9 protein-coding genes and 1 pseudogene are annotated in these 13,466 nt (G+C 74.3%); 5 read left to right on the top strand and 5 right to left on the bottom strand.

Annotation, left to right across the window (positions count from 1 at the left end):
• Positions 1-26 precede the first annotated feature (26 nt).
• The 3 genes from VM95_RS42700 to lnt all read left to right on the top strand — a co-directional run bounded on the left by VM95_RS42700 (position 27) and on the right by lnt (position 5,552).
• Positions 27-173 carry a hypothetical protein gene (locus VM95_RS42700; RefSeq protein ID WP_157882163.1) on the top strand — a complete coding sequence of 49 codons (147 nt, stop codon included), beginning with the start codon at positions 27-29 and terminating at the stop codon, positions 171-173.
• Positions 170-3,784, top strand: coding sequence for a cobaltochelatase subunit CobN (gene cobN / locus VM95_RS21875; protein ID WP_045699511.1), 3,615 nt, complete (start codon positions 170-172; stop codon positions 3,782-3,784). The genes VM95_RS42700 and cobN overlap by 4 nt, the downstream gene beginning before the upstream one ends.
• 181 nt (positions 3,785-3,965) lie before the next feature.
• Entirely contained in the window at positions 3,966-5,552 is a 1,587-nt protein-coding gene (gene lnt / locus VM95_RS21870; RefSeq protein WP_063773541.1) for an apolipoprotein N-acyltransferase, read from the top strand.
• Here lnt and VM95_RS41715 read toward each other — a convergent pair.
• From VM95_RS41715 to VM95_RS21845, 5 genes are all read right to left on the bottom strand, one after another.
• Positions 5,528-6,292, bottom strand: a complete 765-nt coding sequence (locus VM95_RS41715; RefSeq protein ID WP_045699509.1) for a VOC family protein — start codon at positions 6,290-6,292, stop codon at positions 5,528-5,530. The genes lnt and VM95_RS41715 overlap by 25 nt on opposite strands.
• A 315-nt stretch (positions 6,293-6,607) precedes the next feature.
• A complete protein-coding gene (locus VM95_RS21860) occupies positions 6,608-7,480 on the bottom strand; it encodes an AraC family transcriptional regulator (RefSeq protein ID WP_045699508.1) in 873 nt (290 codons plus the stop codon).
• A 122-nt stretch (positions 7,481-7,602) separates the two neighbouring features.
• Positions 7,603-8,808: an epoxide hydrolase family protein gene (locus tag VM95_RS21855; RefSeq protein ID WP_045699506.1), complete on the bottom strand. Its 1,206-nt coding sequence runs from the start codon at positions 8,806-8,808 to the stop codon at positions 7,603-7,605.
• 90 nt (positions 8,809-8,898) lie between these two features.
• Positions 8,899-11,019 (bottom strand): putative bifunctional diguanylate cyclase/phosphodiesterase, encoded by a 2,121-nt coding sequence (locus VM95_RS21850; protein ID WP_052706584.1) that lies wholly within the window; start codon positions 11,017-11,019, stop codon positions 8,899-8,901.
• A 274-nt stretch (positions 11,020-11,293) separates the two neighbouring features.
• Positions 11,294-12,100, bottom strand: coding sequence for an SAM-dependent methyltransferase (locus VM95_RS21845; protein WP_045699504.1), 807 nt, complete (start codon positions 12,098-12,100; stop codon positions 11,294-11,296).
• 276 nt (positions 12,101-12,376) lie between these two features.
• Here VM95_RS21845 and VM95_RS21840 point away from each other — a divergent pair, with 276 nt between their 5' ends.
• Both VM95_RS21840 and VM95_RS21835 read left to right on the top strand, forming a co-directional pair.
• Positions 12,377-12,856 carry an SRPBCC family protein gene (locus VM95_RS21840; RefSeq protein ID WP_045699502.1) on the top strand — a complete coding sequence of 160 codons (480 nt, stop codon included), beginning with the start codon at positions 12,377-12,379 and terminating at the stop codon, positions 12,854-12,856.
• A 211-nt stretch (positions 12,857-13,067) separates the two neighbouring features.
• Positions 13,068-13,466: pseudogene (locus VM95_RS21835) on the top strand (hypothetical protein); the annotation flags it as partial.

Below are 13,466 nucleotides of genomic sequence, written 5' to 3'. Positions count from 1 at the left end.
GGGCGCGGACCCCGAGGAAGGCAGTCATGCACCAGCGCTGTCGCATGCCCGCGCCCGTGTCCCCGGCCACCACCACGGCCACTGCGGCCACCCCGGCCGACCCGGCCACCACGGCCAACCCGGCCATCCCGGCCGACCCGGCCACCGACGAGGCCGGGAGGGCCTTCGCATGATCCTGCTGCTGTCGACGTCCGACACCGACCTGCTGAGCGCCCGCGCCTCGGACGGACCTGTCCGCTACCGGCTCGGCAACCCGGCCCGGCTGACCGCCGAGGACCTGCCGGCGCTGCTGGAGGGCACCGAGCTCGTCGTGGTCCGCCTGCTCGGCGGGCGCCGCGCCTGGCAGGAGGGCCTGGACGCGCTGCTCGCCGGCCCCCGCCCGGTCGTCGTGCTGACCGGCGAACAGGCCCCCGACGCCCAGCTGATGGAGCTGTCCACCGTCCCGGCCGGCATCGCCGCCGAGGCCCACGCCTACCTCGCCCACGGCGGCGCCGCCAACCTGGCCGAGCTGGGCGCCTTCCTCTCCGACACGGTGCTGCTGACCGGCCACGGCTTCGCCCCGCCCGCCTCCGCACCCGCCTGGGGGCCGCTGGAGCGCGAAGCCCGTACGAACGACGGCCCGACCGTCGCGGTGCTCTACTACCGCGCCCACCACATGAGCGGCAACACCGCCTTCGTGGAGACGCTCTGCCGGGCCGTCGAGGACCAGGGCGCGCAGGCCCGCGCGTACTACTGCGCCTCGCTGCGCGGCGCCGAGCCCGAGCTGCTGGCCGCGCTCGGCGAGGCCGACGCGATCGTCACCACCGTGCTCGCCGCCGGCGGCACCCGCCCGGCCGACGCGCAGGCCGGCGGCGACGAGGAGGCCTGGGACGCGGGCGCGCTCGCCGCCCTGGACCGGCCGATCCTGCAGGCCCTGTGCCTGACCTGGTCGCGCGCCCAGTGGGAGGCCAGCGACGACGGCCTGTCCCCGCTGGACACCGCCACCCAGGTCGCCGTGCCCGAGTTCGACGGCCGCCTGATCACCGTCCCGTTCTCCTTCAAGGAGCTCGACGAGGACGGCCTGACCGTCTACGCCGCCGACCCGGAGCGCGCCGCCCGCGTCGCCGGAACCGCCGTCAGCCACGCCCGGCTGCGCCACGTCCCCGCCGCCGAGCGCCGCCTCGCCCTCGTGCTGTCCGCGTACCCGACCAAGCACGCCCGGGTCGGCAACGCGGTCGGCCTGGACACCCCGGCCAGCGCCGTCCGGCTGCTGGAGCGGCTGCGCGCCGAGGGCATGGACCTCGGGGACGACCTGCCCGGGTTCGACGGCACCGAGACCGAGGGCCACGAGGGCGACGCGATCATCCACGCCCTGATCGCCGCCGGCGGCTACGACCAGGACTGGCTGACCGAGGACCAGCTCGCCCGCAACCCCGTGCGCATCCCCGCCGCCGACTACCGCCGCTGGTACGCCACCCTCCCCCGGGCCCTGCGCGAGCAGGTCGAGGAGCACTGGGGCCCGGCCCCCGGCGAGCTGTACGTCGACCGCTCGCAGAACCCGGACGGCGACATCGTGCTCGCCGCGATCCGCTCCGGGAACCTGCTCGTCCTCATCCAGCCGCCGCGCGGCTTCGGCGAGAACCCGGTCGCCATCTACCACGACCCCGACCTGCCGCCGAGCCACCACTACCTGGCCGCCTACCGCTGGATCGAGGCCGCGCAGGCCGACGGCGGCTTCGGCGCCCACGCCGTCATCCACCTCGGCAAGCACGGCAACCTGGAGTGGCTGCCCGGCAAGACCGCCGCGCTGTCCGCCGAGTGCGGCCCGGACGCCGTCCTCGGCAACCTGCCGCTGGTCTACCCCTTCCTCGTCAACGACCCGGGCGAGGGCACCCAGGCCAAGCGCCGCGCCCACGCCACCCTCGTCGACCACCTCGTGCCGCCGATGGCCCGCGCCGACTCCTACGGCGACATCGCGCGCCTGGAGCAGCTCCTCGACGAGCACTCCAACATCGCCGCGATGGACCCGGCCAAGCTGCCCGCCATCCGCGCCCAGATCTGGACCCTCATCCAGGCCGCCAAGCTCGACCACGACCTCGGCCTCGACGAGCGCCCCGAGGACGACGGCTTCGACGACTTCCTGCTGCACGTCGACGGCTGGCTCTGCGAGGTCAAGGACGCCCAGATCCGCGACGGCCTGCACGTCCTCGGCCAGGCCCCCGCCGGCACCGACCGGGTCAACATCGTGCTCGCGATCCTGCGCGCCCGCCAGATCTGGGGCGGCGTCAGCGCCCTGCCCGGCCTGCGCGAGGCGCTCGGCCTGGACGAGGCCGCCCTCACCCTGGGCGCCACCGACGCCGCCGAGGCGCAGGCCCGCGCCCTGGTCGAGGCCATGGAGGCCGAGGACTGGGCGCCCGAGGCCGTCGAGAAGGTCGCCGCCGGGCACCCGGAGGCCGTCCGCGAGGTCCTGGCCTTCGCCGCCACCCAGGTCGTGCCGCGCCTGGCCGCCACCACCGACGAACTGGACGCCGTCCTGCACGCCCTCCAGGGCGGCTTCGTCCCGGCCGGGCCCTCCGGCTCCCCGCTGCGCGGCCTGGTCAACGTGCTGCCGACCGGCCGCAACTTCTACTCCGTCGACCCGAAGGCCGTCCCCAGCAAGCTCGCCTGGGAGACCGGCCAGGCCCTCGCCGCCTCGCTGGTCGAGCGCTACCGGGCCGACAACGACGGCGCGTTCCCGCCCTCGGTCGGGCTCTCGCTCTGGGGCACCAGCGCCATGCGCACCGCCGGCGACGACATCGCCGAGGCCTTCGCGCTGCTCGGCGTGCGCCCCGTCTGGGACGAGGCCTCCCGCCGGGTCACCGGCCTGGAGCCGATCCCGCTGGACGAACTCGGCCGCCCGCGCATCGACGTGACGCTGCGCATCTCCGGCTTCTTCCGGGACGCCTTCCCGCACGTCGTCGCCCTGCTGGACGACGCGGTGCGCCTGGCCGCCGCCCAGGAGGAGGCCGACGCGGACAACTTCGTCCGCGCGCACGTGCAGGCCGACCTGGCCGTGCACGGCGACGAGCGCAAGGCCACCGTCCGCGTCTTCGGCTCCCGCCCGGGCACCTACGGCGCCGGCCTGCTCCAGCTGATCGACAGCCGCGACTGGCGCACCGACGCCGACCTCGCCGAGGTCTACACCGTGTGGGGCGGCTACGCGTACGGGCGCGGGCTGGACGGCCGCCCGGCGCGCGAGGAGATGGAGACCGCGTACAAGCGGATCACCGTCGCCGCGAAGAACACCGACACCCGCGAGCACGACATCGCCGACTCGGACGACTACTTCCAGTACCACGGCGGCATGGTGGCCACCGTCCGCGCCCTCACCGGCAAGGCGCCGACCGCCTACATCGGCGACTCCACCCGCCCGGAGACCGTCCGCACCCGGACGCTGACCGAGGAGGCCGCCCGCGTCTTCCGCGCCCGGGTCGTCAATCCGCGCTGGATCGAGGCGATGCGCCGCCACGGCTACAAGGGCGCCTTCGAGATGGCCGCGACCGTGGACTACCTGTTCGGCTACGACGCCACCACGGGCGTGGTCGCGGACTGGATGTACGAGAAGCTGACCCAGGAGTACGTCCTCGACCCGGTCAACCGGGAGTTCCTGGCCGGCGCCAACCCCTGGGCGCTGCACGGCATCAGCGAGCGCCTGCTGGAGGCGGCGAGCCGCGGCCTGTGGGAGCAGCCGGACCCGGCGCTGATCGAGCAGCTGCAGGCGGCGTTCCTGGAGACCGAGGGCGACCTGGAGGGCGACGAGGGCTGACCGGTCACCGCCGGACGGGGCCGCCGGTGTCGTCACCGGCGGCCCCGTCCTCAGGTGCGGTGACCGGGGTGCGGTGACCGGCGTGCGGTGACCGGGGTGGTGCCGGTCGTTCCGGTGACCGGCGTCAACTTCGTGTGCAGCCGTCTGGCACCGATCGCGGCCCAAGCGGACAATACGGGTCATGTCGCGCCGCACCGGTACCGCCAGCCCAGACCTGAGCACGACCACCGCCGACGACCGGGAGGCGCCCGCGCCGCACCGGCACCGGGGGCGGGTGGGGGCACTGGCGTGCGGGGCCGTGCCGGTGCTGGCCTTCCCGGCCGCCGGGCAGGCCTGGCTGGCGTGGGTCGCGCTCGTGCCCGGGCTGCTGCTGATGCAGCGGGCGCCCTCGGCGCGGGAGGCGGCGGTGCGCGGCTGGTGGTTCGGCGCCGGGTTCATCCTGACCGCGATGTACTGGCTGGTGCCGTCCATCGGCCCCGGACTGCCGGTCCTCGCCGGCCTGTTCGGCGCCCTTCAGGGCGCCCTCGGCTACGCCGTGCACCGGCTGCTGCGGCCGCCGCTGACCACCCGGCGGGCGCTGCTGGCCCTGCTGGTCGTCCCCGCGGTGTGGGTGACCACCGAGTACGCGCGCTCCTGGCACGCCCTCGGCGGGCCGTGGGCCCTGCTCGGCGCCACCCAGTGGCAGCACCCGGCCGTCCTGGCGCTGGCCTCGGCGGGCGGGATCTGGCTGGTCAGCGCGGCGGTCGCGGCCGTCAACACCGGGGTGCTGGTGCTGCTGACGGCGGTGCACTGGCGGCCGCGGGCCGTCGCCGCGCTGAGCGCCGTCCTCGTGCTGGCGGCCGGGCCGCTGCTGTTCGCGCTGCGCGAGGCGCCGGTGCGGGACGGCGCGGTGACGGTGGTGCTGGTGCAACCGGGCATCGTGGCCGACCCGCAGGAGCGGTTCGAGGCGAGCGCCCGGGCCACCGAGGCACTGGTCGGGCAGCCGGTGGACCTGATCGTCTGGGGCGAGAGCAGCACCACCGCCGACCTGGACCGCGACCCGGCCGCGCTCGACCGGCTGCGCGGGCTCGCCGCCACCACCGGCGCGCAGGTGCTGGCCGGGGAGGACGCGCGCAAGGCGGACGGGCGGATCTCCAAGGACGCGGTGCTGGTCGCGCCGGCCGGCGTGGTGGACCGCTACCGCAAGATCCGGCTGGTGCCGTTCGGCGAGTACATCCCGATGCGGCCCGCGCTCGGCTGGATCGCCGGGGTCAGCCGGGCGGCGGGGGAGAACCGGGCGCCCGGCACCGCCTTCCACGTCCTCCCGGCGACCGACCGAACGGGCCGGCCGCTGCCGGTCGGCGCGCTGATCTGCTTCGAGTCCGCGTTCCCGGACATGGCCCGCACCGCGGCGCAGGACGGCGCCCGGGTACTGGTGTACCAGTCCTCGACCTCGACCTTCCAGCGCACCTGGGCGCCCGAGCAGCACGTCTCGCTGGCGGCGATCCGCGCCGCCGAGACCGGCCGCCCGGCCGTGCAGGCCTCGCTGACCGGGGTGTCGGCGGCCTTCGACGCGCAGGGCCGCGAACTCGCCCGGCTGGGCACCGACGCCACCGGCGCGCTGACCGTCCGGCTGCCGCTCACCGCGCCCGGCACGCAGACCTGGTACGACCGGGTCGGTGACGTGGTGCCGGTGGGCGCGCTGCTGGTCACGGCGGGCGCGGCGGTGGGCGGGTGGCGCGCCCGGGCCGCGCGGCGCCCGGCTCAGCCGGCCGTACCGGCGCTGTAGACGCCGAACGCGGCGCCCTGGGCGTCGCGCAGCACGGCGATCCGCCGGCCGCCCGGCATGGAGTAGGCGGGCATCAGCACGTCCGCGCCGAGGGCGACCGCCCGCTCGGCCGTGTTGTCGACGTCGGCGACCGAGAAGTACGGCAGCCAGTGCGGCGGCACCTCGGGCGGGAAGTTCTCGCCCATCGCCAGCATGCCGCCGAAGTCCTGCCCGGCCAGGCCCCACTGGGTGTAGTGCTCGGACGGGGCGACGGACCAGCCGAAGACGGCCGGGTAGAAGGCGATCGCGCCGTCCGGGTCGCGGGTGAGCAGCTCGACCCAGCCCAGTGAGCCGGGTTCGTTGAACACCCCGGCGCCCGGGAAGGCCCGGGGCTGCCACAGCGTGAAGACCGCGCCGGACGGGTCGGCGGCCACCGCGAAGCGGCCGAGGTCGAACACGTCGGTGGGCTCCACCAGCAGGCTGCCGCCGCCGTCCTTGATCCGCGCCGCGGTGTCGTCGGCGTCGGCGACCGCGAAGGACACCGTCCACGCCGTGGGCTGCCTCGGCGCGTACCGCGGGGTGACGGCGGCCGCCGGGGCGTCGCCGAGGTGCATCTGGGTGTAGCCGCCGGCCTCGGGGCGCACGTCGGTGTCGGCGCGCCAGCCGAACAGTTCGGCGTAGAACGCCTTGGCGGCGGCCGGGTCCGAGGTGCCCAGCTCGACCCAGCAGGGGCCGTTGGTGGTCACCGAGGTCTGCTTCATGGCTGCACGCCTTTCCGATGGGCCCTCGGACGCGGCCGTCGCGCCGCCCGCCCGCGCCCCAGCATGCGGGGCGCGGGCGGGCGGCGGCGGGCGGTGGTGGGCCGAACGGGGTGGCGCGGGCGTGACGGTGTGGGCGGGACGGCGTGGGCGGGGCGTGCGAACAGGTGACAGCGAACAACTTTCAGATTTCAACTTTCAGTGTTCAGCTTTCAGATTTCAGATGTTGAAAGCTGTCATCTGTTCTCTGTCAGCTGTCAGCTGTTCGCTGTCCACTGTCCGCTGCCGTCCGGACCCGCCGACCGCCTGGCCGTCCCGTCAGCGGGCCGTCCGCGCCACCGGGATCCACAGCTCGGCGTTCGCGTCGCCCGTGCCCGGGACGAACCGGACCACCAGGGTCTCGGGGCCCGGCCGGGACTCGTACGGGTTGGACGGGAACCACTGGCCGTACACGTCCCCCCACATCTCCTGCAGGGCCTGCGGGAACGGCCCCGCGTTGGTGAACACGGCCCACGTGCCGGCCGGGACGTGCAGGACGTCCAGGTCGTCCGGGACGACGGCGTCCTCGCGCGCCACCACCGCGTGCCAGTAGTCGAGTTCGGAGCCCTCCTCGCGCCCCGGCTCGAAGTTGTCGCTCACCGACACGATGCCGAGCGGGTCCTTGCCGGTCAGCGCGTTGATCCGCTCGACGGTCTCCGTGCCCAGCCCCTTGATGAACTCGGCGATGTGCGGGTTGACGCCCTGGTAGATGAGCGGCACCCGGGCCTTCTTGCCGACGATGCGGAAGTCCGGCTTCTCGACGATTCGGTATTCCATACTGCTGCTTCCTTCCACGACGAGTCGGAAGGACATCCTGGGCTGGGAGGTCAGCACCGCACCGTCGCGCCGGGCCTCGCCCGGTCCGACGCCGTGCATCGCCCGGAACGCCCGGGCGAACGCCTCCCCCGACGTGTAGCCGTACCTGACCGCGATGTCGAGCAACGTCCGCTCGCCGTCGAGGACTTCGGCCCCGGCGACGGTCAGCCGCCGGCGCCGGACGTACTCCGAGAGCGGCATTCCGGCGAGCATCGAGAACAGCCGCCGGAAGTGGTACTCCGACGTCATCGCGATGCGCGCCAGCTCGGCCACGTCGACCTCGCCGTCCAGCCGCCGTTCGATGTCCTCCATCGCCCGGTTCAGGTGCTCCAACACGCTTGCCCCGTCCTTCCCTTGCTGATCTCCACCGTAGGAACCGCCCGACCCCGCCCACCCGACGATCCGTGCCCGCTACGGTCGGGTCGCGGCCGGGCCGCGGTCGGGCAGCGGACCCGAGGTCACGGACTCAAGGTCACGGACTCGAGGTCGCGGAAGAAGGCCCGGATGTCGCCGACCAGCAGCTCGGGCTCCTCCATCGCCGCGAAGTGCCCGCCGCGGTCGAACTCCGTCCACCGGACGATGTTGTTGCTGCGCTCGGCGACGTGGCGCAGCACGAGGAAGTTCTCCTGCGGGAAGGCCGCGAAGGCGGTCGGGGCCCCGGACGGCTCCGGCGGCGCGCCCCAGTAGTCGGCGTGGGCCCGCTCGTAGTAGATGCGGGCGGACGAGCCGGCGGTGCCGGTCAGCCAGTACACCATCACGTTGGTGAGCAGGTGGTCCCGGTCGACGGCGCCCGCCGGGCGGTCGCGGGTGTCGGCCCACTCGTGGAACTTCTCCGCGATCCAGGCGAGTTGGCCGACCGGCGAGTCGGTGAGGGCGTAGGCGAGGGTCTGCGGGCGGGTGGACTGGATGTCGGCGTAGCCCTGCTTGTCGCGGTTCCAGGCCTTCGTCCGCTCCCAGGAGGCGAGGGTGCGTTCGCGTTCGGCGGGGCCGAGCGCGGCGAGTTCGTCCTCGGTGGGCTCGGCGGCCGCCGCGGCGCCGGGGATCAGGTTCAGGTGGACGCCGATCACCGACTCGGGGCGGGTGCGCCCGAGTTCGCGGGAGACGGCCGAGCCCCAGTCGCCGCCCTGGACGCCGTAGCGCGGGTAGCCGAGGCGTCGCATCAGTTCGGCGAAGGCGGCCGCGACGCGCCGGTACTCCCAGCCCTGGTCACGGGTGGGGCCGGAGAAGCCGAAGCCGGGGATGCTCGGCAGCACGAGGTGGAAGGCGTCGGCGCGCTCGCCGCCGTGGGCCGCGGGGTCGGTGAGCGGGCCGACGATGTGCTCGAACTCCACGATGGAGCCCGGCCATCCGTGCGTGACCAGCAGCGGCGTGGCGTCCGGCTCCGGGGAGCGGATGTGGGCGAAGTGGACGTCGGCGCCGTCGATCGTGGTCATGAACTGCGGCCACTCGTTCAGCCGGGCCTCGGCGGCCCGCCAGTCGTAGCCGTGGCGCCAGTGGTGCACGAGCTCCTTCAGGTGGTCGCGCGGGACGCCGTACTGCCAGCCGACGCCGGGCAGTTCGTCCGGCCACCTGGTCCGGTCGAGCCGCCGGTTGAGGTCGTCCAGGTCCTCGTCGGGGACGTCGATGCGGAACGGCCGGATGGTCTCGTCGGGTGGCGTCGTCATAGCGACGCAGCATAGACGGCCCGGCGCACACCAAGATCGACAGCGGGACCGGAACCGCCCCGGGCAGGCCCGGCGCCCGGGCCGTCCCGGTCAGTCCTCCCCGACCGGGCGGCCGCCCGGCTCCTCGACGATCCGCCGGGCGATCTCCGCGGGCCGCACCGGGCGGCCGAAGTGCCAGCCCTGCGCCCAGTCGCAGCCGATGGTCCGCAGCCGCTCGGCGTCCTTGAGGGTCTCCACGCCCTCGGCGGTGACGGTCAGTCCGAGCGCGTGCGCCATCGACACCAGGCCGCTGACGATCCGCCACCCGGTGGCCTCGTCCTTCGCCGGGTCGTGCAGGTCGCCGACGAAAGAGCCGGCGATCTTCAGGCCGGAGACGGGCAGGTCGCGCAGGTAGGCGAGGTTGGACCAGCCGGTGCCGAAGTCGTCCACGGCCAGCGCCACCCCGAGGTCGACCAGCCCGTGCAGGGTGCGCAGCGCCTCGTCCTCGGGCCCGACCACCGTCGACTCGGTGATCTCGAGCTGGAGCCGGGCCGGGTCCAGGCCGGTGCTGTCGAGGATCCGGGCGAGGTCGGCGACCAGGGCGGCGCTGCGCGCCTGCCGGACCGCCAGGTTGACGTTCAACTGCGGTGCGGCGTCCCCGTACTGCTTGATCCACTCGGCGGCCTGGCCGCAGGCCTGCTCCAGCACCCAGCGGCCGAGCGGCATGATCAGCCCGGTCTCCTCGGCGGTGGTGACGAACTCGTCCGGGCCGAGCACGCCGAGCTGCGGGTGGCGCCAGCGCACCAGCGCCTCCACGGCGGCCATCCGGCCGTCCGCGAGCCGGTAGAGCGGCTGGTAGTCGATGAAGAACTCGCCCCGGTCGAGGGCGGCCGGCATCCGCACGGACACCGCGTAGCGGTTGACCGCGCGGGCGTTCTCCTTGGGGTCGAACAGCGTCCAGCGGCCGCGACCGGCCTCCTTGGCGCGGTAGAGCGTCAGGTCGGCGGCCCGCACGGCCGCGCCCGGGGTGGTGGTGGACACCCGGCGCTCCAGCACGCCGACGCTGGCGCCCACGGCGAGCTTGTGGTCGCCGATCAGCACCGGCCCGGCCAGCGCCTTGAGCACCGTCTTGGCGGCGGCCACCGCCTCCTGCTCGCCCCGGCACTTCTCCAGCAGGACGACGAACTCGTCGCCGCCGAGCCGGGCGACCAGGTGGCCGAGCGGGGTCAGCGCGGTCTTCAGCCGGTCGGCGACGGCGGACAGCAGTTCGTCGCCCATGTCGTGGCCGAGGCTGTCGTTGACCACCTTGAAGCCGTCGAGGTCGACGTAGCAGAGGCCGAACCGGGCACCCGGCTCCGGGTCCTCGAACAGCTTCTCCAGCCGTTCGAAGAAGGCGGCGCGGTTGGGCAGGCCGGTCAGCGGGTCGTGGGTGGCCTGGTAGCGCAGCCGCTCCTGGAGCCGGTAGCGGTCGGTGACGTCCTCCAGCATCGCGACCTGGTACTGCGGGGTGCCGTCGTCGTCGCGGATCAGCGAGACGGTCAGGTGGGTCCAGATCACCTCGCCGTCCTGGCGGTAGTACGGCTTGTCGAACTGGAAGTACTCCCGCTTGCCGCTGATCAGCTCCTCGTACGCCTCCCAGACGCCCGGGGTGTCCTCGGGGTGGACGAGGTCGCCGACCCGGCGGCCGATCATGTCCGCCGGGCCGGCGCCGAACAGCTCCTGGAGGGCCTTGTTGACGGCCATGATGTTGCCGTCGGTGTCGCCGATGCCGATGCCGATCGCGGCGCTCTCGAACAGGGCGCGGAAGCGGGCCTCGGAGGCGCGCAGCGCGCGTTCGGCCTCCTTGCGGGCGGCGTCGGCGGCGGTGCGGATGGCCTCCTGCTCGCGCAGGGTGCGCTCACGCAGGGCGGCCGCCCAGCCGGCGGCGAAGGCGCCGGTCAGGGCGGGCCCGCGGTCGTCCGGGACGGGCTGCTTGTGGAGCAGTTCGACCGCGCGGGCGAGCAGCACGGGGTCGGTGAAGTGCGCGTCGACCAGGTCCGCGCCGGCCTGCGCCGCCAGCCGGGGCTCGAAGGGCTCGTCGAGCTGGGCGCGGTGGAGCAGTGCGGCGGTGCGCGTGACCAGGTGGCCGAGCAGTTCGGGGTGGACGGCGATGCCGTGGTCGGCGGAGAGCAGCCGGGCCCAGTCCTCGTGGAACCGCTCGGCGCTGCCGGACACCGGGGTGGGGCTGTTCATGCGCCCGCTCCGGTACGGGCCGGGGCGACGCGGGGGGCGTCGGCGGCGGTGCGGGAGGCGGGTGCGCTAGAGATTCCAGCGACGCTACGGTTGCTAGCGCCGAAAGGATGTCTTCTGGCGACCCGTCTGCTGACATCGGTACGGGCTCTTTCGGCGGTACGGGCGCTGTCGGCGGCATGGACGCGGTCGCCGGTCAGGGCGCGGGCGCGGGACCGGCCGGGGGCCGTCGCGCGGGTCGCGCGGCCTCCGGCGTCGCCTCGCCGGTTCCGGACGGTCAAGGGCGGAACCCCACGCCCGCCACCCCGACCATCCGCTCGGGGTGCTCGCCGACCGACTCGGGCTGGTCCGGGCGCCACTGCGGGAGGTAGACCACGCCCGGCTCGACCAGCTCGAAGCCGGCGAACATCTCGGTGATCTGCTCGTGGGTGCGCATGGTCAGCGGAGTCGGGGTCATCCGGTAGAGCCGCTGGTGGTCCTCGGCCTGGTCCGGGCGGCCCTCCAGGGAGGCGTGCGAGAGGACCAGCGCGCTGCCCGGCGGGAGCGCGTCGCGGATCGCGCCGATCAGCTTCCACGGGTCCTCGTCGTCGCTGACGAAGTGCGCGACGGCCACCAGCAGGACGGCCACCGGCTCGCCCGCCGCCAGCAGCTCGACCACCTCGGGGCGGGCCAGCAGGTCCGCGACGTCGCGCACGTCGGCCTGGACGGCGGAACTGGCCGGGTCCTCGGCGAGCAGCAGGCGGCTGTGCGCGACGGCGACCGGGTCGCGGTCGACGTAGACGACCTTCGCTTCGGGGCGGATCACGCGCGCGATCTCGTGCACCGCGCCGAAGGTCGGAATGCCGGAGCCGATGCCCAGGAAGCGGGTGATGCCGCGCTCGGCGAGGAAGCTCACGGCGCGACGCAGGAAGGCCCGGTTGGAGCGCATGATCTGCGGCAGCTCCGGCCACAGGGCGAGCGCCTTGCGGGCCATCTCCCGGTCGACCTCGAAGTTGTGGGAGCCCCCGAGGTAGTAGTCGTAGACCCGCGCGGCGTTCGGTTTGTCCAGGTCCGTACCTTCCGGTACCCAGCTCGGTCGCCGCATGCCTGTGACTCCTTCACTTCGGTTCGGCCCGCAGTCCGGTCACCCCCGCGTTCCGGTCCTGCCCGCGTTCCGGGTCCGGGGGTGCAACGCCTGACTGCCACTGCTGTGACAGCTGAGACTACAAGCACACAAGATCCTCCCTTGCACCCCGAACGGGTGCAAGCGGAGTGCCCGCCTCCCGGCCATCGATGTTCGCGGAGCGTTCACCGTCCCCGTCCGTGCGCAGGAGGCCCGGAAGCCGCCCGCGGGCGGCCGCGGCGTCGCTAGGGTGGGCGCGTGGACCCCAACCACTACCGCTTCCGGGGCGTGTGGCGCCTCGCGGCGCCGCCGTCCGCGGTGTACGCGGCGCTGGAGGACGTGAACCGCTACCCGCTGTGGTGGCCGGAGGTGCGGGAGGTCCGGCAGACCGGCGCGCAGTCCGGGTACGTCGTGCTGCGGGCGCTGCTGCCGTACCGGCTGGTGGTCCGCCTGGAGACGCGGCTGCACGACCCGGACGCCGGAGTGCTGGAAGCGGTCATGCGGGGCGACCTCGACGGCTGGTCGCGGTTCACCGTCGCGGCGGACGCCTCCGGCGGGCCGGACGGGTCCGGCGGCGGGAGCCTGGTGCTGTTCGAGGAGGACGCTCGGCCCGGCAAACCGCTGCTGCGCCGCCTCGCCCTGCCGCTCCACCCACTGTTCCGGGCCAACCACGCGGTGATGATGCACCGCGGCCGGCGGGGGCTGGAGGCCTACCTCGCGCGAGCCGGTGACGGCTGACGGCTGACGGCTGACGGCTGACGGCTGACAGACCACCGGTGACTGTTGACATATGACAACTTTCAACTTTCAACCGACAGATTTCACCATCTGAAATCTGAAAGTTGAACGCTGAAAGTTGAAAGCTGTCAGCTGTCAGCTGTCACCCGCCAGCTCCCGCGGCCGGCCGCTCCGCCCCCGCCCGTCCCCCACCCCCGGGAGGTCTCGCCCCATGCCCACCACCACCCCGGGCACCGCGCCCGCCCCCGACTTCGGCTTCGACGCCCCCTTCGACCGCTCCGGCACCGGCAGCAGCAAGTGGGCCCGGGCCGCCGCTCCCGGGGTGATCCCGATGGGGCTGGCGGACATGGACCTGCCCGGCCCGCCCGCCGTCGCCGCGGCACTGGAGCGGCGGGCCCGGCACCGGGCGTACGGGTACACGGTGTGCGACCCGGCCGGGCGGGAGCTGGTCGCCCGCTGGTACCGCGCCCGGCACGGCGCCGAGGTCGACCCCGAGTGGGTCCTGCTGCTGCCCTGCGGCCCGCGCACGGCGCTGCGCGTCCTCCTGGAGACCGTGCGCCGGCAGGAGGGCGCGCCCGCGCAGGCTCCGGTCTGTCTCTTATACACATCT

Source organism: Streptomyces rubellomurinus, assembly GCF_000961885.1.
Taxonomy (GTDB): Bacteria; Actinomycetota; Actinomycetes; order Streptomycetales; family Streptomycetaceae; genus Kitasatospora; species Kitasatospora rubellomurina.
The sequence above is the reverse complement of the archived record's forward strand: the minus strand, read 5'-3'. Positions and strand labels throughout refer to the sequence as shown.

Coding starts and splice junctions, on each gene's coding strand:
- cobN (WP_045699511.1), top strand. CDS start 170: ATGATCCTGCTGCTGTCGACGTCCGACACCGACCTGCTGAGCGCCCGC.
- VM95_RS21855 (WP_045699506.1), bottom strand. CDS start 8,808: ATGACGACGCCACCCGACGAGACCATCCGGCCGTTCCGCATCGACGTC.
- VM95_RS21850 (WP_052706584.1), bottom strand. CDS start 11,019: ATGAACAGCCCCACCCCGGTGTCCGGCAGCGCCGAGCGGTTCCACGAG.
- VM95_RS41715 (WP_045699509.1), bottom strand. CDS start 6,292: ATGAAGCAGACCTCGGTGACCACCAACGGCCCCTGCTGGGTCGAGCTG.
- VM95_RS21845 (WP_045699504.1), bottom strand. CDS start 12,100: ATGCGGCGACCGAGCTGGGTACCGGAAGGTACGGACCTGGACAAACCG.
- lnt (WP_063773541.1), top strand. CDS start 3,966: ATGTCGCGCCGCACCGGTACCGCCAGCCCAGACCTGAGCACGACCACC.
- VM95_RS42700 (WP_157882163.1), top strand. CDS start 27: ATGCACCAGCGCTGTCGCATGCCCGCGCCCGTGTCCCCGGCCACCACC.